Below are 18,698 nucleotides of genomic sequence, written 5' to 3' on the forward strand. Positions count from 1 at the left end.
TTCGTGAATTCAAGCATCGGCCACTGTATTTTTTCCCCAGACCTCGGCGTGAGCCAATGAAACCAGGGCTTCGCGCACTTGTGTCGGCGTATTACAAGGTGCCGGAAACGGCAACCAGTACAGTGCCTGACCGATGCGCAGGTGCATGCCTTCGGTGTCGATCCCGGCCAGTTGCGCCGGTACAGTTTTCGGCAGACCGGCAAGGTCGACGTAGTGCGCGATGGCTTTGGCGTGATCGCTGTTCATGTGTTCGACCATGCTGATTTCGGCCTTGCCGGCAAACGGATTGGCCAGGGTCAGTTGATCGATCCAGTGAATCGCGCCGAAACCGCCGATGTAGCGGTGACGCACCGGGTTCAATACCCAGAAGTCGAAATCGTGGGCCTTGTGGTAGTTCTGCGAATCCGGGAAGTAACGGTAGTAACGCTCGGCGGCAGCTTCGATGGCAGCTGCGTCTTCGAGCTTTTGCGCTTCGGCCAGATAGGTCAGGCGACCAACGGCTTGCACATCATCGGCCTCGCGCTCGCCGACGAGCATCGAGCATTTCGGGTCTTTTTGCAGGTTGTGGGTGTGCTGGGCGATGCGGCTGATCAGGATCAGCGGCCGGCCCTGCTCGTCCAGGCAGTACGGCACCACGGAGCCAAAAGGAAAACCAGGCATCGATTTGGAGTGTGTCGACAGCACTCCACGGTATTCCTTGAGAAGCAATTCTCGGGCATTCTTCGCCACTTCAACGCTCAATTTATGACTCCTTAAATAGTATCCGTCGAAAAAACGGACGGGCGCCCGGGATCAAGTCCCCGTCACGCCAGCGGGCAACTCTCATGTGCACACCTGCCACGGCCGGTGCAGATCGGGAGTCGCTGAAAACAAAAACTACTCAGACCTGCTATCGGGGCATGCGAATGCAACTCAACGACAAAGTAATCATTATCACTGGCGGTTGCCAGGGTTTGGGCCGTTCGATGGCCGAGTATTTCGCCGGCAAAGGCGCGAAGCTCGCCCTCGTCGACCTCAATCAGGAAAAGCTCGACGACGCGGTCGCGGCTTGCAAGGCCAAGGGCGTCGAGGCGCGCAGCTATCTGTGCAACGTCGCCAATGAAGAGCAGGTCGAGCACATGGTCGCTCAGGTCGCCGCCGATTTCGGCGCGATCCACGGCCTGATCAACAACGCCGGGATCCTGCGTGATGGCCTGCTGTTGAAGGTCAAGGACGGTGAAATGACCAAGATGAGCCTGGCACAGTGGCAGGCCGTCATCGACGTCAACCTGACCGGCGTGTTCCTCTGCACCCGTGAGGTGGCGGCGAAAATGGTCGAGCTGAAGACCAGCGGCGCGATCATCAATATTTCGTCGATCTCGCGGGCGGGCAACGTTGGCCAGACCAACTATTCGGCGGCCAAGGCCGGTGTAGCGGCGGCGACGGTGACTTGGGCGAAAGAACTGGCGCGATATGGCATTCGCGTGGCGGGGATTGCGCCGGGCTTCATCGAAACCGAGATGACCCTGGGCATGAAGCCGGAAGCGCTGGAGAAGATGACTTCGGGGATTCCGCTCAAGCGCATGGGCAAGCCGGAAGAGATTGCGCACTCGGCGGCGTATATCTTCGAAAACGACTATTACACCGGGCGGATTCTGGAGATGGATGGCGGGCTGCGGATCTAACTGCCAACACAAAACAAATGTAGGAGTGAGCCTGCTCGCGATAGCGGATTAACATTCAACAAATGTGTTGAATGATCGACCGTTATCGCGAGCAGGCTCACTCCTACAGGTTTATTCAGTGTTGCGGATGCATCAATCGTCGCTGATGGTGATGTTCGGCATCGCCGGTGTCGCCGCTTCCTGCAACACAATCCGCGCGCCGACGTGGCGGGCGAGTTCCTGATAGACCATGGCAATCTGGCTGTCCGGCTCGGCAATCACCGTTGGCTTGCCGCCGTCGGCCTGTTCGCGGATCAACATCGACAATGGCAGCGACGCCAGCAGCTCTACGCCGTACTGGGTTGCCAGTTTTTCACCACCGCCCTCACCGAACAGATGCTCGGCATGCCCGCAGTTCGAGCAGATGTGCACGGCCATGTTTTCCACCACGCCCAGCACCGGAATGTTGACCTTGCGGAACATTTCCACGCCTTTGCGTGCGTCCAGCAGTGCCAGATCCTGTGGCGTGGTGACGATCACTGCGCCGGCCACCGGGACTTTCTGCGCCAGGGTCAGCTGGATATCGCCAGTGCCCGGTGGCATGTCGATGACCAGATAATCCAGATCGCCCCACGCGGTTTGCGTGACCAGTTGCAGCAAGGCGCCGGAGACCATCGGCCCGCGCCAGACCATCGGCGTGTTGTCGTCGGTCAGGAACGCCATCGACATGACCTCAACGCCGTGAGCCTTGAGCGGCACGAACCACTTCTGGTCCTTGACCTCAGGGCGGGTGCGCTCGGGAATGCCGAACATGATGCCTTGGCTCGGGCCGTAGATATCAGCGTCGAGAATCCCCACTTTGGCGCCTTCACGGGCCAGGGCCAGCGCGAGGTTGGCGGCGGTGGTCGACTTGCCCACGCCGCCCTTGCCCGACGCCACGGCGACCACGTTCTTGACGTTGGCCAGCCCCGGAATCTGCGCCTGCGCCTTGTGCGCAGCGATAACACTGTTCACTTCAACCTTGGCGATCACCACGCCATCAAGATTCTCGATGGCCAGTTGCAGCAATTGCGCCCAGCCGCTCTTGAACAGACCGGCGGCGTAACCGATTTCCAGCTGCACGTTGACGCGGTCACCGACGATCTCGATGTGCTTCACGCAACCGGCGCTGACCGGGTCCTGGTTCAGGTAAGGGTCGGTGTATTGGCTGAGGACGGCTTCCACCGCTGCGCGAGTGACGGCGCTCATGGGCAACTCCGATAACAAGACTGGGAAAAGATGGCGGGTATCCTACCCCTTCTATCCTCCGGACGGCACGCCCGGCAACGATTTGCAGGGGTGAAATATCTTGCCCGGCGCTTTATAGTGGCCGACCTCCGTTTCATCAAGTAGCGAAGCCCCACATGTCCGAACCACGCAAGATCCTCGTCACCAGCGCCCTGCCCTACGCCAACGGTTCGATTCACCTTGGCCATATGCTGGAATATATCCAGACCGATATGTGGGTGCGCTTCCAGAAGCATCGCGGCAATCAATGCATTTACGTCTGCGCCGACGACGCCCACGGTTCGGCGATCATGCTGCGCGCGGAAAAGGAAGGCATCACCCCGGAACAACTGATCGCCAATGTGCAGGCTGAACACAGCGCCGACTTTGCCGAGTTCCTGGTTGATTTCGACAACTTCCACTCCACTCACGCCGAAGAAAACCGTGAGCTGTCGAGCCAGATCTACATCAAGCTGCGTGACGCCGGGCACATCGCCCAGCGCTCGATCACCCAGTATTTCGACCCGGAAAAGAAAATGTTCCTGGCCGACCGCTTCATCAAGGGCACCTGCCCGAAATGTGGCACCGAAGACCAGTACGGCGACAACTGCGAAAAATGTGGTGCGACCTACGCCCCGACCGACCTGAAAGATCCGAAGTCGGCGATCTCTGGCGCCACCCCGGTGCTCAAGGACTCCCAGCACTTCTTCTTCAAACTGCCAGACTTCCAGCAAATGCTGCAGACCTGGACCCGCAGCGGCACCCTGCAAGACGCCGTCGCCAACAAGATCGCCGAATGGCTGGACGCCGGCCTGCAACAGTGGGACATCTCCCGCGATGCGCCGTACTTCGGTTTCGAGATCCCGGGCGAGCCAGGCAAGTATTTCTACGTGTGGCTGGATGCGCCAATCGGCTACATGGCCAGCTTCAAGAACCTCTGCGACCGCACGCCGGATCTGGATTTCGACGCGTTCTGGGCCAAGGATTCCACCGCCGAGCTGTACCACTTCATCGGCAAGGACATCGTCAACTTCCACGCGCTGTTCTGGCCAGCGATGCTTGAAGGCGCCGGCTACCGCAAGCCGACCGGCATCAACGTACACGGCTACCTGACCGTCAACGGCCAGAAAATGTCCAAGTCGCGCGGCACCTTCATCAAGGCCCGTACGTATCTGGATCACCTGTCGCCGGAATACCTGCGCTACTACTACGCGGCCAAACTGGGCCGTGGCGTCGATGACCTCGATCTGAACCTCGAAGACTTCGTGCAGAAGGTCAACTCCGACCTGGTCGGCAAAGTGGTCAACATCGCCAGCCGTTGCGCCGGTTTCATTCAGAAAGGTAACGCTGGCCTGCTGGTCGGCACCAATGCCGCGCCGGAGCTGACCGAGGCGTTCCTCGCTGCCGCGCCAAGCATTGCCGACGCCTACGAGGCCCGTGATTTCGCCCGCGCCATGCGTGAAACCATGGCCCTGGCCGACCGCGCCAACGCGTGGATCGCCGACAAGGCACCGTGGTCGTTGAACAAGCAGGAAGGCAAGCAGGATGAAGTCCAGGCGATCTGCGCCACCGCCATCAACCTGTTCCGCCAACTGGTGATCTTCCTCAAACCGGTGCTGCCGCTGCTGGCCGCCGATGCCGAAGCGTTCCTCAACGTCGCCCCGCTGACTTGGAACGACCACACCACGCTGCTGGCCAACCACCAGCTCAACGAATTCAAACCGTTGATGACCCGCATCGACCCGGTAAAAGTACAAGCCATGAGCGACGCCTCGAAAGAAGACCTGACCGCCAGCCAGACCGACACCGGCGCCGCCGCCCCGGCCGGCAATGGCGAACTGGCCAAGGATCCGCTGTCGCCGGAAATCGACTTCGATGCCTTTGCCGCGATCGACCTGCGCGTCGCACTGATCGTCAAGGCCGAACACGTGGAAGGTGCTGACAAGCTGCTGCGTTTGACCCTCGACATCGGTGACGAGCAACGCAACGTGTTCTCGGGCATCAAGAGCGCCTATCCGGATCCGTCCAAACTCGACGGTCGCCTGACCATGATGATCGCCAACCTCAAGCCACGGAAAATGAAGTTCGGTATCTCCGAAGGCATGGTGATGGCGGCCGGCCCTGGCGGTGAAGAAATCTACCTGCTGAGCCCTGACAGCGGCGCCAAGCCGGGTCAACGCATCAAGTAACACTCGGCGGTGAATTGATCCCACAGGCGTGCCCGGCATGCCTGTGGGATTTTTCATATCTGGCCGGATAATGCCTAACCTTAAGAGACACCCGCCCGTTTCGCTGGCAGAACCATGACCGAACTCGTGCTTACGCTTATCAGTGCTGCGCTGCTCAACAACTTCGTGTTGCACTGGCCGCTGGGCGTCGATCCGCTGTTGGCGGCCAGTCGTCGTCAGGTGCATGCGTTGGGGCTCGCGACGTTGTGCCTGATGTTGGTTGTCGGTGTGGCGGGTTATGCGATCTGGCATTGGCTGTTGGTGCCGTTGCAACTTGAGGCGCTGCGCCTGTTTGTGTTTCTGCTGTTGAGTGTGTTGCTGATTGCGCCACTGTTGAAGCTGCTCGCGCGCAGGCTGCCGAATCTGCCCTTCGGAGGTTTGTGGCCATTGTTGCTGGGCAATGCCGGCGTGCTCGGGCTGGCACTGATCAATGCGCAAAACGATCGGGGCCTGCTGCAGGCGACCGCTTTGAGCCTGGGTGCCGGGCTGGGTTTCTGGTTGGTACTGAGCCTGTTCCAGGATTTGCGTGAACGTACGGCCGATAACGACATTCCCCTGCCCTTTCGTGGCTTGCCGATCGATTTGATCAGCGCCGGATTGATCGCAGTGATTTTTCTCGGATTCAGTGGACTGATCAAAACATGAGTCTGATTCAACGCATCGATGCCCTTCTGCCGCAGACCCAATGCGGTAAATGCGGCCATCCCGGATGCAAGCCGTATGCGCAAGGCATCGTCGCAGGCGAGCCGATCAACAAGTGCCCGCCGGGCGGTGACGAAACCATTGCCGCGCTGGCTGAACTGTTGAAAGTGCCGGTGCTGGAACTGGACATCAGTCGCGGCACAGCGCCGCCGCAAGTGGCGTTCATCCGTGAAGCCGAATGCATTGGCTGCACCAAGTGCATCCAGGCCTGCCCGATCGACGCGATTGTCGGCGCGGCGAAACTGATGCACACGGTGATCATTGACGAATGCACCGGTTGCGACTTGTGTGTTGCGCCGTGCCCGGTGGATTGCATCGAAATGCATCCATTGCCACCGAGCACGTTGCCGGTGGTTGGCGGTCTGGCATTCAGTCTTGAAGAACAGCGCGCACGGGCGGCCAAACGCGACCACGCGCGTCAACGTTTCGAGCGTCGAAACCAGCGCTTGCAACGCGAAGAACAACAAAAGCAGGCAGAGCGTGAAGCGCGGGCAAAACGGGCGGCGCAACCTGAAGTGACTGCAACCGATCCGGTACAGGCAGCACTGGAACGGGTGCGTGCGCAGAAAGCGGCGACCGCTGATGCGGCGCTGAAGAAAGCCAAGATCGATGTGGCCATGAGCCGTGCGCAATTGCACAAATCGTTGAAAGCTTTCGGCCATCCGCCAACGTTCGAGCAGCAGACCCAACTGATCGTGTTGCAGCAGCAGTTCGAAGCGGCCGAACAGGCTCTGGCGGCCGTTGAAAGCAGCGCTGCGCCAGCACCCACAGTGCCTGCCCCTGCCAAAGACGCCGATCTGAAACGGGCGAAGATCCAGTTGGCCATGCGCCGCGCTGATCTGAAAAAAGCCCAAACCGCCGAAGCGGCGCCGGAGCAGATCGCCGCGCTGGAACAAGCATTAAGCGATGCCGAGCAGGCCCTGCACGCCGCCGAAGCCAACAGCGATCAACCTTTGCCTGACCTGGTGCGCGTCGAAAAACGCCCTATCGACAGCCAGCTTCGCCAGTTGAAAACCGAATTGGCCTACGCCCGCGCGGACCTCAATAAACTCGAACGTCGCGCCGACACGCCCAGTGAAACCCTCGACAAGGCCCGCGCCCGCCTGCAAGACGCCGAGCGCCAGGTGCAAGATCATGTCGCCCCTTGAGGCACCCGAAGACCGCCTGCAACAGGCGATGAAACGGGTGCTGCTGGCCTCGTTGCCGGGGCTGCTGACGCTGTTCTGGTTGTACGGCTGGGGCGTGTTGATCAACTTGATGTTGGCTATCGTCACCGCGCTGATGGTCGAAGCAGCTGTCCTCCGACTGCGTCGACAGCCAATGCAGCCGACACTCCGCGACGGCAGTGCACTGGTCAGCGCGACATTGCTCGCCGCCGCCCTGCCACCTTATTGCCCGTGGTGGCTGACGGTGACGGCGATTGCCACGGGTCTGTTGTTTGGCAAGCACGCGTACGGCGGCGTCGGTCGAAATCCGTTCAATCCGGCGATGCTCGGGTTTGCCTTGGCCATGGTGATGTTCCCGCAGCCGATGACCCATTGGCCGGCCCATGGCCTGGATCTGACGGCAGCGTTTCAACAGGTGTTCGGTGCAGGCCAGGCGCCGGACGCTTGGGCGCAGGCCACGGTGCTGGACAGCCTGCGCATCAACAAAAGCCTGACCATGGACGAATTGTTCGCCAGCAATCCGGCGTTCGGTCGCTTTGGCGGCCACGGTGTGGAATGGGTGAATCTGGCGTTTCTCGCCGGGGGCTTGTTTTTGCTGCAACGCCGGGTCTTCGGTTGGCACGCACCGGCAGGCATGCTCGCCAGCCTGTTTGTTGTCAGCCTGCTGTTCTGGAATGGTTCCGGGTCGGACTCGCAGGGGTCGCCGCTGTTCCACCTGCTCAGTGGCGCGACCATGCTGGGCGCGTTCTTCATCATCACAGAACCGGTCTCGGGAGCTAAAACCGCGCTCGCCCGCCTGCTGTTCGGCATCGGGGTCGGGCTGCTGACTTATTTGATTCGCACCTGGGGTGGGTATCCGGATGGCGTGGCGTTTGCGGTGCTGCTGATGAATCTTTGCGTGCCGGCGCTGGAGCGATTTGCCACTGACCGTCAGGTTGAGGTGAGGCCATGAATCGTACGGCGAGCGCGTTTATTGTGCTGCTGTTGGCGGTGATCGGCATCGGCGCGACCTACTTCGTACAGCGCATTAACGCACCGCAGATTGCCGCCGAACAGCGCTTGATCGAAAGCCGCAAACTGCTCGACCTGCTCCCGCTCGAGACCTACGACAATCAACCGCTGGAACAGCCTCTGGCTTTGACAGACACCACCCTGAGTCACAGCACCTTGTCGGGCGGCTATCGCGCGACTCGAGACGGCCAGGCCGTCGCGATACTGTTGCGCACTCAGACCCAGGGTTATGCGGGTGCCATTGAGCTGTTGATCGCCATCGATACCACCGGCAAATTATTGGCGGTGAAAACCCTTGAACAGACCGAAACCCCGGCACTCGGCGGGCATCTGGGTGACTGGCCGAATGCCTGGCTGCAAACGTTTACCGGCCAATCAGCCAAAGAGCCGACCGATGCAGGCTGGGCGCTGAAAAAGGATCAAGGACAATTTGATCAAATCGCCGGTGCGACCATCACATCTCGCGCGGCGATCAGCGCTATCCATGATGCGCTGCGCTACTTCGATGAACATCGGTCGGCACTGCTGGGGAGCGGAACATGAACCGCTCGGCAGCCCTTTCGAATGCTTTGATGCTGACACTGCTGCTTGGCACCAGTGACTCCTTGGCAGGCGCACTGGGGGCATTATTGATGTTCGCCAGTGTCGTGGGTCTGTATGGCCTGTGCATGCCTGTTTTACGCTCTCGCCTCACTGGCACGAGCGCATTGCTGGCTGGCCTGCTGCTCGCCGCGACCTTCAGCAGTTGTGCAGACCTGTTGGCGCAACGCTGGTTTCTGCCCTGGCAGCAAACATTCAGCCTCTATGCCGGCCTGATCGCCTTGCAATGCGTGGTACTGGAACACAATGGCTTCTGGCGCTCATCGCTGGTCGAGCGCTTGAAACTCTGCGGCATGTTCGGCGGATTGATGTTGCTGCTCGCCGGGCTGCGTGAACTCATCGGTCACGGTAGTCTCGGCCGGGGGCTGTCCGAAGACTGGCCAGGTTTTGTTGTATTTAGCGAAGGGCTGCACCTGATCACCTTGATCCCCGGTGCTTTTATTTTGTTGGCGCTGCTGTTGGCGGCGCGCCAGGCGTTGATTCGCCCGAACTCGATATCCAAGGAAACGCATCGCCCATGAATGCTGCAAAACGTCTGGAGATTTTCCGCCGCCTGCACGAAGACAATCCGGAGCCGAAGACTGAGCTGGCCTACTCCTCGCCGTTCGAGCTGTTGATCGCCGTGATTCTTTCTGCGCAGTCGACTGACGTCGGCGTCAACAAGGCCACGGCAAAGCTGTTTCCGGTGGCCAATACGCCGGCGGCGATCCACGCTTTAGGGGTCGAAGGTCTATCGGAATACATCAAGACGATCGGTCTCTACAACAGCAAGGCCAAGAACGTCATCGAAACCTGCCGCCTGCTGGTCGAACGCCACGGCAGTGTGGTTCCGCAAACCCGTGAAGAGCTCGAAGCCTTGCCGGGAGTGGGCCGCAAGACCGCCAACGTCGTACTCAATACGGCTTTCCGGCAACTGACCATGGCCGTCGACACCCACATCTTTCGGGTCAGCAACCGTACCGGCATTGCACCAGGTAAAAATGTGGTTGAAGTGGAAAAGAAGCTGATGAAGTTCGTACCCAAAGAATTCCTGCTCGACTCTCATCACTGGCTGATTCTTCACGGCCGTTATGTGTGTCTGGCCCGCAAGCCACGCTGCGGCAGTTGCCGCATCGAGGATTTATGCGAGTACAAAGACAAAACTTCGGACGATTGACCGGCTATTGGGAAAATTGATAAGTCGATTGAAAAAATCTTTTTTACCCGCCGCAGGAATATCGATATAAGGAGCGCCAAAGGCAGTCTTAGCCGGGAGCTAACCTTATGAGTAGCGATGAAAAGCAATTGGACGTAGAGGACGAGTTTACTGCCGCTGACCCCGATGACGCAGAACCAGTGGTCGAGGTCGCCAAGACCAATCTGAGCAAGCGCCGCACGATCGATAACATGCTTGAGGAACGCCGGTTGCAAAAGCAACTGGCCGATTACGATTTTGATCTCTGATACTTAAAGCCTCCCGAACCGGAGGCTTTTCACTTTCTGCGGCTAGCTGAGTTTGATCGGCCCATGATCCTGTCAGCCATCGATACATTCAGACCAGACCATTACGCTGCGCCAGCTCGATCAGATCAACCAGTGAGCGCGCATTGAGCTTCAACAACAAGCGAGTCTTGTAGGTGCTCACGGTTTTGTTGCTCAAAAACATGCCATCGGCGATTTCCTTGTTGGTCTTGCCCCGCGCCAACTGCTGCAACACCATCATTTCCCGACCGGACAGACGATCGACCATGTCGGCTTCACTGGCATTACCCAGACTGGTACGCACTGTATGCAAAGCCTGATTGGGAAAATAACTGTAGCCGGACAAGACGGCCTTGATTGCGCTGAGCAACTCGGTCAAGTCCTGCTGTTTACAGACATAACCGGCAGCCCCCGACTGCATGCAGCGCATTGAAAAGTGCCCAGGCGCCTGGGAAGTCAACACCAGTACTTTAATAGGCATCGCCGTCGACGTCAGGCGTGCAATAACTTCCAGACCATCAAGTTTTGGTATTCCTATATCCAGAATGACAATATCCGGCATTTGTTCGCGAGCAAGTTGTAACGCATCCACACCGTTATCAGTTTCTGCGATGACTTCGTAGCCATGACGTTCCATCAGCATACGTACCGCAAGACGAATGACAGGGTGATCATCCACGATCAGCACTTTATTCATGGGCAAGTCCAGTTTCGCTGTTCGAATTTTTAGAACACGCACAATAGCCCAGTCACTTGCTCTATGGCATGCCGGGGTTATCATGCACTTGCATCGAGAGACATCCCCTACAGCGATCGCGGATTAATCCTACAAAAAATCGCTACCCTCCTAAAAATCCGACGTTATTCCCTCCTCCATCCAAAGCAATAGTTCTCTTCCAACTTGTTACAGACTACGACTGACGACATCGAGTTGGTGACTCGCCGCTGACCTGCACTGGCCAAAACGGCCTCGCTCCCCTTGAGCTTGCGCCCGGCAGACGACATTTATTACAAACCGCAAACATAACGCAATAGCAGACACACGGACTCGATAACAGCGAGCAGAATATAAACACTTGAAACAAGATATTTATACCCGACCCAATACTTTTACTATAAATATAAATACCTGAAAACCAACTACCCACTTCTCAACCAACACAAACCATTAACCATGAGAAAGACCAGACACAAGAGCACAAACATGCTAAAAATAAAAAACAAGATCACTAACCCAATGACAGTAATTGCCATATTTGCAGCCATTTCGGAAACATCAGCCGCAGTTTCCCTGCCTTTTCTCGACAACAAAGACAGAGAGATTTACGTGTGGTTTCTGATCAGCTTTCCATTCTATCTGCTATTTCTGTTTTTTATTACTTTAAACTTTAACTACCGCTCTCTCTATTCGCCATCAGACTTCGGCAAAGACAAGAGTTTTCTAAAAACAATCGACAACAATGACCGCGAGAGCAAACGAAACACTTCGACTCAGCAGTCATCCACGCAAGGTACATTTGAACTATCAAGTTGTATCGTGCCCAACGAGTCAGCCACAGTGGAATGCAAAGTCTCGTGCACAGTGCACACCGCGCCCGACCCACCTGGGGGGACCAACACCAAGTCGAGTCTGATTGTTCAGCACAACATCCAGTTGCCCGCGTCGATCAGCAACCTGCATCTCATTGATGCGCGAGATGTCGACGCGTCGAAAGAATTAGCCACGATTCTGGAAAATATCCGAAACCTCGACAGGAAAACTGTCCGTGTGGTGGTGTTTCTTTCCAATCATGTGTCGGACGTTTTACTGACGAAAAATGCGCTGCTGCACATCAAGCAGGTTAAAAAAGGCTCAGGCAAAACGCTTTGTATTGTTTATAACCTGTGCTCACAAGCGGTGACGCTGCTGGGACGGGCATGAAAGATGAGTCGTAGCCACGAACGCGAAGACCAGGAGCACGGCTCGATCAGAGATAGGCAAAGAATGATGCAAAAAGGGCGACCTTGTCTCGATGACAAGGCCGCCCTTTTCATTGCGCGTCAGTCTGCAACGCTTAGAACAGCTTGCGACCCTTGTTGGCCGCAATGCGCATGCGCAGCGCGTTGAGCTTGATGAAGCCCGCCGCGTCGGCCTGGTTGTAAGCACCGCCGTCTTCTTCGAAGGTCGCGATGTTGGCATCGAACAGCGAGTCGTCGGACTTGCGGCCAGTGACGATCACGTTGCCTTTGTACAGCTTCAGGCGAACGACACCGTTCACGTTGACCTGCGAAGCATCGATCATCTGTTGCAGCATCAGACGCTCAGGGCTCCACCAGTAACCGGTGTAGATCAGGCTGGCGTATTTCGGCATCAGCTCGTCTTTCAGGTGAGCGACTTCGCGGTCCAGGGTGATCGACTCGATGGCGCGGTGAGCGCGCAGCATGATGGTGCCGCCCGGGGTTTCGTAGCAACCACGGGACTTCATGCCGACGTAACGGTTTTCAACGATGTCGAGACGGCCGATACCGTGAGCGCCACCGATCTTGTTCAGCGTTGCCAGCACGGTGGCCGGAGTCATTTCGACGCCGTCCAGCGCAACGATGTCGCCGTTACGGTAGGTCAGTTCCAGATACTGTGGTTTATCAGGAGCGTTCTCCGGAGAGACGGTCCATTTCCACATGTCTTCTTCGTGCTCGGTCCAGGTGTCTTCCAGCACGCCGCCTTCATAGGAGATGTGCAGCAGGTTGGCGTCCATCGAGTACGGGGACTTCTTCTTGCCGTGACGCTCGATCGGGATCGCGTGCTTCTCGGCGTAGTCCATCAGTTTTTCGCGGGACAGCAGGTCCCACTCGCGCCAAGGTGCAATGACTTTTACGCCTGGCTTGAGTGCGTAGGCACCCAGTTCGAAACGCACCTGGTCGTTGCCCTTGCCGGTGGCGCCATGGGAAATGGCGTCAGCGCCGGTTTCGTTGGCGATTTCGATCAGACGTTTGGCGATCAGCGGACGTGCGATGGAAGTACCCAGCAGGTACTCGCCCTCGTAAACGGTGTTGGCGCGGAACATCGGGTACACGAAATCACGCACGAATTCTTCGCGCAGATCGTCGATGTAGATTTCTTTGACGCCCATGGCCTGGGCCTTGGCGCGGGCCGGCTCGACCTCTTCGCCTTGACCGAGATCGGCGGTGAAGGTCACCACTTCACAGTTATAAGTATCCTGCAGCCACTTGAGGATCACCGAAGTGTCCAGGCCGCCGGAATACGCCAGAACGACCTTGTTTACGTCCGCCATGCCATCACTCCACGGGGTTCTACGGAAAGCCGAGGAGTCTACCGCTCAAACGCGATAATTTACAGAGGCGCGACAGCTTAAGACGACAAAGCGACAGAATCTGTCGAGAGCGCGACGATGACCGGCGGGTCAGGAAGTCGCTGCAGTGCTGGCTGGCGTGCTCGCTTGCGGTGCTGGAGCGGTCACTGGAGCCACGCGCGCCAGTTTTACATTGACCCGACGGTTCTTCGCACGATTGGCCGCATTGGTGTTCGGCACGATCGGATATTGCTCGCCATGGAAGCGTACGGTGATCTGCGATTCCTGAATGCCGTTGGCCTTGAAGAAGTCGACCACTGCCAGCGCTCGGCGGCGCGACAGTTCACGGTTGGTCAGGCGATTGCCGCTGTTGTCCGAGTGGCCATCGAGCTCGATGTGATTGACCGTCGGATCGGCCTTCATGAATTCGAGCATCACTTGCAGCTTGGCCTTGGCGGCGGCGTCCAGATCAACGCCCTCGCCGGGGAAGCCGATCTGCGACTGCTTGATCTGGTCGAAATTCTGCGGCAGCAATTTCGCCACACAGGTCTGATAGTCGTTAAACGCTTTGCTGAATTTCACCGGCAATAAACGCACTTCCGAGACACGGCCATCGCCAGACGCGCGACGTACAACCGGGCTGCGCCCGTCCAGCAGACCGCTGATCAGACCACCGGCCTGCGACTGCGAACTGCTGAACAGCACGTTGCCGCTGCCAAGCCGGACGCTGCCCAGATTGATGTCACCACGCCCCGGCTGCCAAGGCGCAGCGGCTGCCAGCAACGTTGCCGAACCACCGCCAAGCATGGCGTTGTAGGCGTTCAGACGAAAGATCGCCTGCTCGCCCGCCTTGCGCACGAACTCGCCCGAGCCGAAATCGGTGATCGGCTGGGTCAGACGACATTCGAACTTGTCGCCGGCGACCGTCCACTCAATGTTCTCCAGACGGGTCTGGTACGTGAGCGCCATCGCGGGAAGGCTGGCAAACACACTGAGCAAGGCTAAATAACGCTGGCGCACGGGAGGCTCCATTGGCTTCTGAAACACAAAGACCGATTCACACTATGTTTACGGCATACCTACGGGATATCGGAAGCTTCCCGCAAAACTTGATAGCGAGTGCCTGCAAGAGTCTTTTCCGGTAGCATTCGCCTCAGTTTGACCCGCCTGGAATCCCCTCATGTCCGACCGCCTGACCCTGCTGCGTCCCGACGACTGGCACATTCATCTTCGCGATGGTGCCGTGTTGACCAATACCGTTGCCGATGTTGCGCGCACTTTTGGTCGCGCCATCATCATGCCCAACCTGGTACCCCCGGTGCGCAACGCCGCTGAAGCCGACGGCTATCGCCAGCGGATTCTCGCTGCCCGCCCGGCCGGCAGTCGCTTTGAGCCGCTGATGGTGCTGTACCTCACCGACCGCACCCAGCCCGAAGAAATTCGTGAGGCCAAGGCCAGCGGTTTTGTCTATGCCGCCAAGCTGTACCCGGCCGGCGCGACCACCAACTCCGATTCCGGCGTGACCAGCATCGACAAGATTCTGCCGGCGATCGAAGCCATGGCCGAAGTCGGCATGCCGCTGTTGATCCACGGTGAAGTCACCCGTGGCGACGTCGATGTGTTCGACCGCGAAAAGATTTTCATCGATGAGCACATGCGCCGCGTGGTCGAGCGTTTCCCGACGTTGAAAGTGGTGTTCGAACACATCACCACCGGCGACGCCGTGCAGTTCGTCAACGAGGCTTCAGCCAACGTTGGCGCGACCATCACCGCGCATCACCTGCTCTACAACCGCAACCACATGCTGGTGGGCGGGATTCGGCCGCACTTCTATTGCCTGCCGATCCTCAAACGCAATACGCACCAGGAAGCCCTGCTCGACGCCGCCACCAGCGGCAGCGCGAAGTTCTTCCTTGGCACCGATTCGGCGCCGCACGCGCAGCACGCCAAAGAAGCCGCTTGCGGTTGCGCCGGCTGCTACACCGCGTACGCCGCCATCGAGATGTATGCCGAAGCCTTCGAACAGCGTAACGCGCTGGACAAGCTCGAAGCCTTCGCCAGCCTCAACGGCCCGCGTTTCTACGGCCTGCCGGCAAACACCGATCGCATCACCCTGGTTCGTGAAGAATGGACCGCCCCGACCAGCCTGCCATTCGGCGAGCTGACCGTTATCCCGCTGCGCGCCGGTGAAAAACTGCGCTGGCGCCTGCTGGAGGAACACGCGTGAGTGAAGACCATTTCGACGACGAACTGGACGGTCAAAGTGGTGGTGGCGGTTCCCGTCACCCGATGGCAGCACGCTTTCGCGGCTATCTGCCGGTAGTCGTCGACGTAGAAACCGGTGGTTTCAACTCGGCCACCGATGCGTTGCTGGAGATTGCCGCGACCACCATCGCCATGGATGAAAAGGGTTTTGTTTACCCGGACCACACCTACTTCTTCCGTGTTGAGCCGTTCGAAGGCGCCAACATCGAAGCAGCGGCGCTGGAGTTCACCGGGATCAAGCTCGATCACCCACTACGCATGGCGGTCAGCGAAGAAACTGCGCTGACCGACATTTTCCGTGGCATCCGCAAGGCGCTGAAGGCCAACGGCTGCAAGCGCGCGATTCTGGTCGGTCACAACAGCAGCTTCGACCTTGGCTTCCTCAACGCGGCCGTTGCGCGTCTGGACATGAAGCGCAACCCGTTCCATCCGTTCTCCAGCTTCGACACCGCGACGCTGGCCGGTCTGGCCTACGGTCAAACCGTACTGGCGAAAGCCTGCCAGGCTGCCGACATCGATTTCGATGGCCGTGAGGCGCACTCGGCACGTTACGACACCGAGAAAACCGCTGAGCTGTTCTGCGGCATCGTCAACCGCTGGAAACAGATGGGCGGCTGGGAAGACTTCGACGACTGATTGTTGGTCGTCGGGTAAATCCCGCGCATAAAAAACCGGCCACGTGGGCCGGTTTTTTTGTACCTCGACGTTGCGCCTTACAGTGCCGCAGCGTTCTCGGTCAGGTATGCAGCAACGCCTTCTGGCGAAGCGTTCATGCCTTTGTCGCCTTTTTTCCAGTTGGCAGGGCAGACTTCGCCGTGCTCTTCGTGGAATTGCAGAGCGTCGACCAGACGGATCAGCTCTTCCATGTTACGGCCCAGCGGCAGGTCGTTGATGATCTGCGAACGGACAACGCCTTTGTCGTCGATCAGGAACGCGCCACGGAAAGCCACGCCGCCTTCGGACTCAACGTCGTAAGCCTTGGCGATGTCGTGCTTCATGTCGGCAGCCATGGTGTATTTCACCTGGCCGATGCCGCCATTGTTCACTGGAGTGTTGCGCCATGCGTTGTGAGTGAAGTGCGAGTCGATCGACACAGCGATCACTTCAACGTTGCGTGCCTTGAAGTCAGCCATGCGGTTGTCCAGAGCGATCAGCTCGGACGGGCAGACGAAGGTGAAGTCCAGTGGGTAGAAGAACACCAGGCCGTATTTGCCTTTGATGGCCGAGGACAGAGTGAAGCTGTCAACGATCTCGCCATTGCCGAGTACGGCCGGGACGGTGAAGTCAGGGGCTTGTTTGCCTACGAGTACGCTCATTGATATCTCCTGGTGTAAAAACTTGAAGTTCAGGGTCCGCGCCAGCCTGCCACCCTCAGGCGACAGCCCTGTGACACGAACCCCCTTCGCAAGGGCCGACCATCATACACTGCGAATTTGGCCTGTCCTTAACGGTTTTTTAAAGCAGGCGCAGAACGGCGCTGCATTTACGGGGCCAGGCAAATCGCCAGCAAATACCGTTCGTCAGTCATGGCTATTAATCAGCTGAAGCGTTCCGAAAGCACTTTGACAATCATTCTCGTTAACATTAAGATCCATCGCAATTGAGTCACAACCAGCGACGGTTCTCACTTATGTATGTTTGTCTCTGCACTGGCGTCACCGACGGACAGATCCGCGAAGCGATCTATGAAGGTTGCTGCAGCTATAAAGAAGTCCGCCAGGCCACCGGCGTCGCCAGCCAATGCGGCAAATGTGCCTGCCTTGCCAAGGAAGTGGTCCGCGAAACCCTGACCAAGCTGCAAACCGCTCAGGCCGCGATCCCCTATCCGGTAGAATTTACCGCTGCGTAATAACACCCCATTCCAAAGAACCGGACTTATGTCCGGTTTTTTTATGCCTGTAAATCAATTGCTTAGGCTCCAGACGCGGAACACAAACATTCTTATTCCGATTAATTTTCATATATTATTCAATAACTTAGGTTTGACACTTATAAGTACGAAGCTCAAACTCTGCCGTATATACAGCGAATACAGGGCAGGACTCCGATCATGAAAGGCGACATTACAGTCATCCAGCATCTCAACAAGATCCTTGCCAATGAGCTGGTCGCGATCAATCAGTACTTCCTGCATGCGCGCATGTATGAAGATTGGGGTCTGAACAAGCTCGGCAAGCACGAATACAAAGAATCCATCGACGAGATGAAACACGCGGACAAGCTGATCAAGCGCATCCTGTTCCTCGAAGGCCTGCCGAACGTGCAGGACCTGGGCAAGCTGCACATCGGCGAGCACACCAAGGAAATGCTGGAGTGCGACTTGCGTATCGAGAAGACCGGTCACGCTGACCTGAAGACCGCGATCGCACATTGCGAAACTGTCGGTGACTTCGGTAGCCGTGAACTGCTTGAAGACATTCTCGAATCCGAAGAAGAACATATCGACTGGCTGGAAACCCAGCTGGGTCTGATCGATAAAGTCGGTCTTGAGAACTATCTGCAATCGCAGATGGGCGAAGAGTAAGTTAGCGCCCGCTAAACTCCAGACACTAAAAAGCCCCGCCCTCTTTCGAGGCGCGGGGCTTTTTATTGCCCGGATTTCAGTCAATGCTGAAACCCTGTGGGAGCCAGCGTGCTGGCGATAGCATCATGTCAGCCGAGAACGTCGTCAGCGGCAGAAAGCATTCGCGAGCAGGCTCGCTCCCACAAAAGCCGGATCAGGCTTCGGACTTGTTCGCAGCAGCCGCTTCAACAGCCGACTTGATGGTGCTTTGCAGCGAACCGTCTGCAGCCATCTCGGTCATGATGTCGCTACCGCCGACCAGTTCACCGCCGACCCACAGTTGCGGGAAAGTCGGCCAGTTGGCGTACTTCGGCAGGTTGGCGCGGATTTCCGGGTTCTGCAAGATGTCCACGTACGCAAACTTTTCGCCACACGCCATGACAGCCTGCGCAGCTTTCGCGGAGAAGCCACACTGTGGGGCATTCGGCGAGCCTTTCATGTAAAGCAGAATGGTGTTGTTGGCAATCTGCTCTTTAATCGTTTCGATGATATCCATGGAGCAC

The 18,698-nt window shown here is 57.8% G+C and carries 21 protein-coding genes; 14 read left to right on the plus strand and 7 right to left on the minus strand.

Translation table 11 applies throughout. The annotated features are described in order from the left end of the window. Positions 1-9: 9 nt before the first annotated feature. Complete coding sequence (locus tag AC5SEM_RS19620; RefSeq protein WP_077574357.1) at positions 10-741, minus strand: HugZ family pyridoxamine 5'-phosphate oxidase; 732 nt, start codon at positions 739-741, stop codon at positions 10-12. A gap of 164 nt (positions 742-905) precedes the next feature. Here AC5SEM_RS19620 and AC5SEM_RS19625 point away from each other — a divergent pair, with 164 nt between their 5' ends. After that, complete coding sequence (locus AC5SEM_RS19625; protein WP_064391936.1) at positions 906-1,664, plus strand: SDR family oxidoreductase; 759 nt, start codon at positions 906-908, stop codon at positions 1,662-1,664. A 132-nt stretch (positions 1,665-1,796) separates the two neighbouring features. Here AC5SEM_RS19625 and apbC read toward each other — a convergent pair whose 3' ends face one another. Further along, the gene (gene apbC / locus AC5SEM_RS19630; RefSeq protein WP_095123282.1) at positions 1,797-2,891 is read right to left on the minus strand and encodes an iron-sulfur cluster carrier protein ApbC; all 1,095 of its coding nucleotides are present in this window, start codon (positions 2,889-2,891) and stop codon (positions 1,797-1,799) included. A gap of 155 nt (positions 2,892-3,046) precedes the next feature. Between apbC and metG the strand changes: the two genes are divergently transcribed. The 8 genes from metG (at position 3,047) to AC5SEM_RS19670 (ending at position 10,059) form a co-directional block, all read left to right on the plus strand. After that, complete coding sequence (gene metG, locus AC5SEM_RS19635; protein WP_034153500.1) at positions 3,047-5,098, plus strand: methionine--tRNA ligase; 2,052 nt, start codon at positions 3,047-3,049, stop codon at positions 5,096-5,098. A gap of 114 nt (positions 5,099-5,212) precedes the next feature. Further along, positions 5,213-5,782, plus strand: coding sequence for an electron transport complex protein RnfA (locus AC5SEM_RS19640; protein WP_495471086.1), 570 nt, complete (start codon positions 5,213-5,215; stop codon positions 5,780-5,782). Continuing rightward, positions 5,779-6,987 carry an electron transport complex subunit RsxB gene (rsxB, locus tag AC5SEM_RS19645; RefSeq protein ID WP_495471087.1) on the plus strand — a complete coding sequence of 403 codons (1,209 nt, stop codon included), beginning with the start codon at positions 5,779-5,781 and terminating at the stop codon, positions 6,985-6,987. The genes AC5SEM_RS19640 and rsxB overlap by 4 nt, the downstream gene beginning before the upstream one ends. Further along, complete coding sequence (locus AC5SEM_RS19650; RefSeq protein ID WP_495471088.1) at positions 6,974-7,957, plus strand: RnfABCDGE type electron transport complex subunit D; 984 nt, start codon at positions 6,974-6,976, stop codon at positions 7,955-7,957. Before rsxB ends, AC5SEM_RS19650 begins: the two co-directional genes overlap by 14 nt. After that, positions 7,954-8,559, plus strand: a complete 606-nt coding sequence (locus tag AC5SEM_RS19655; protein WP_495471089.1) for an RnfABCDGE type electron transport complex subunit G — start codon at positions 7,954-7,956, stop codon at positions 8,557-8,559. The genes AC5SEM_RS19650 and AC5SEM_RS19655 overlap by 4 nt, the downstream gene beginning before the upstream one ends. Beyond that, positions 8,556-9,137, plus strand: coding sequence for an Rnf-Nqr domain containing protein (locus AC5SEM_RS19660; protein ID WP_495471090.1), 582 nt, complete (start codon positions 8,556-8,558; stop codon positions 9,135-9,137). Before AC5SEM_RS19655 ends, AC5SEM_RS19660 begins: the two co-directional genes overlap by 4 nt. Beyond that, on the plus strand, positions 9,134-9,772 hold the full coding sequence (nth, locus tag AC5SEM_RS19665; RefSeq protein ID WP_077574364.1) for an endonuclease III: 639 nt from the start codon (positions 9,134-9,136) through the stop codon (positions 9,770-9,772). The genes AC5SEM_RS19660 and nth overlap by 4 nt, the downstream gene beginning before the upstream one ends. Positions 9,773-9,879: 107 nt before the next feature. After that, positions 9,880-10,059 carry a PA3496 family putative envelope integrity protein gene (locus AC5SEM_RS19670; RefSeq protein ID WP_495471091.1) on the plus strand — a complete coding sequence of 60 codons (180 nt, stop codon included), beginning with the start codon at positions 9,880-9,882 and terminating at the stop codon, positions 10,057-10,059. Positions 10,060-10,147: 88 nt separating this feature from the next. Here the strand turns inward: AC5SEM_RS19670 and AC5SEM_RS19675 are convergent, their stop codons facing one another. Further along, positions 10,148-10,774: a response regulator transcription factor gene (locus AC5SEM_RS19675; RefSeq protein WP_007916656.1), complete on the minus strand. Its 627-nt coding sequence runs from the start codon at positions 10,772-10,774 to the stop codon at positions 10,148-10,150. A gap of 507 nt (positions 10,775-11,281) precedes the next feature. On the opposite strand from AC5SEM_RS19675, the gene AC5SEM_RS19680 reads away from it, so the two are divergent. Continuing rightward, positions 11,282-11,998, plus strand: coding sequence for a hypothetical protein (locus AC5SEM_RS19680; RefSeq protein WP_495471092.1), 717 nt, complete (start codon positions 11,282-11,284; stop codon positions 11,996-11,998). A gap of 133 nt (positions 11,999-12,131) precedes the next feature. Here the strand turns inward: AC5SEM_RS19680 and AC5SEM_RS19685 are convergent, their stop codons facing one another. Further along, complete coding sequence (locus tag AC5SEM_RS19685; protein ID WP_016986656.1) at positions 12,132-13,349, minus strand: argininosuccinate synthase; 1,218 nt, start codon at positions 13,347-13,349, stop codon at positions 12,132-12,134. A 129-nt stretch (positions 13,350-13,478) separates the two neighbouring features. Continuing rightward, on the minus strand, positions 13,479-14,387 hold the full coding sequence (locus tag AC5SEM_RS19690; protein WP_160059244.1) for a flagellar protein MotY: 909 nt from the start codon (positions 14,385-14,387) through the stop codon (positions 13,479-13,481). Positions 14,388-14,547: 160 nt separating this feature from the next. Here AC5SEM_RS19690 and pyrC point away from each other — a divergent pair, with 160 nt between their 5' ends. Both pyrC and rnt read left to right on the plus strand, forming a co-directional pair. Then, positions 14,548-15,594 carry a dihydroorotase gene (gene pyrC / locus AC5SEM_RS19695; RefSeq protein ID WP_007916661.1) on the plus strand — a complete coding sequence of 349 codons (1,047 nt, stop codon included), beginning with the start codon at positions 14,548-14,550 and terminating at the stop codon, positions 15,592-15,594. After that, entirely contained in the window at positions 15,591-16,268 is a 678-nt protein-coding gene (rnt, locus tag AC5SEM_RS19700; RefSeq protein WP_007916667.1) for a ribonuclease T, read from the plus strand. The genes pyrC and rnt overlap by 4 nt, the downstream gene beginning before the upstream one ends. Before the next feature lie 77 nt (positions 16,269-16,345). Here rnt and AC5SEM_RS19705 read toward each other — a convergent pair whose 3' ends face one another. Then, positions 16,346-16,948, minus strand: a complete 603-nt coding sequence (locus tag AC5SEM_RS19705) for a peroxiredoxin (RefSeq protein WP_003227723.1) — start codon at positions 16,946-16,948, stop codon at positions 16,346-16,348. A 314-nt stretch (positions 16,949-17,262) separates the two neighbouring features. On the opposite strand from AC5SEM_RS19705, the gene AC5SEM_RS19710 reads away from it, so the two are divergent. Continuing rightward, complete coding sequence (locus AC5SEM_RS19710; protein WP_003227725.1) at positions 17,263-17,481, plus strand: bacterioferritin-associated ferredoxin; 219 nt, start codon at positions 17,263-17,265, stop codon at positions 17,479-17,481. Positions 17,482-17,682: 201 nt separating this feature from the next. Further along, entirely contained in the window at positions 17,683-18,156 is a 474-nt protein-coding gene (gene bfr / locus AC5SEM_RS19715; protein ID WP_007916671.1) for a bacterioferritin, read from the plus strand. Between the two features lie 193 nt (positions 18,157-18,349). Here the strand turns inward: bfr and grxD are convergent, their stop codons facing one another. Then, positions 18,350-18,691: a Grx4 family monothiol glutaredoxin gene (gene grxD, locus AC5SEM_RS19720; protein ID WP_008079424.1), complete on the minus strand. Its 342-nt coding sequence runs from the start codon at positions 18,689-18,691 to the stop codon at positions 18,350-18,352. Positions 18,692-18,698 lie beyond the last annotated feature (7 nt).

The sequence above is a fragment of the Pseudomonas sp. CH61 genome (assembly GCF_059429415.1).